Genomic DNA, 712 nt, shown 5'->3' on the forward strand with positions numbered 1-712 from the left:
CCCGTGGCATGAATCACGCATGTGTTAAAAGGCTGGTTGGTTGTTAAATTTTTATGTCTTGAGGAATTCTCGTGTTTCCGCGAATATTAGCTAATCCACGAATTTCGGCATTTCTAAAGATCTTGACTGCGTCATAAATGCGAGCACTATCATAAACTTTTGCATCTCCAAAAATCTCAACATTTCCATAATTAATATCATCCTCATACGTGAAATTGGAGCATGATATAATGACATCACCATAAACTTTAGCATTGTTATAAATGAGAGCAGGACCACAAATTATTGCGTTCCCATATACACGAGCATTGTCGTAAACATTGGCACTATTCTTTATTCGTGCATTCTCAAAAACTTTTGCATCACCATAAATGAGTGCGCTATTGTAAACTTCTGCATCACCGTAAACATGAGATTTGTCGCGAACAACAGCATCACCAAAAACATGTGCACTACCAGAAACTTCGGCATTACCAAAAACAACAGCACGACTGTAAACTTGTGCATCAGAATAAACTGAAGCATTTCCACTAATACAGGCGCCATCAAATATCTTGGCATTATGAAAAATGGTAGCGCTTTCAAGCACCTTGGCATCATCATAGACCCAGCAATTGCCATCATGACCTAAGTTATATTCCTTTTCAATAAAGCCACCAAGATCTCCTTTTTTGACATCATCAAAATCCCTTAAAGCACGAATACGGTGAAG

At 38.2% G+C, this 712-nt stretch carries 1 protein-coding gene; it reads right to left on the reverse strand.

What is annotated here, in order from left to right:
• Positions 1-43: 43 nt before the first annotated feature.
• Positions 44-712, reverse strand: a 669-nt coding sequence (locus tag ACFINH_RS10180) for a hypothetical protein (RefSeq protein ID WP_375633055.1), incomplete at its 5' end; no start/stop codon positions are given.

Source organism: Bartonella sp. AA74HLJMH (assembly GCF_042197045.1).
Classification (GTDB): Bacteria; Pseudomonadota; Alphaproteobacteria; order Rhizobiales; family Rhizobiaceae; genus Bartonella.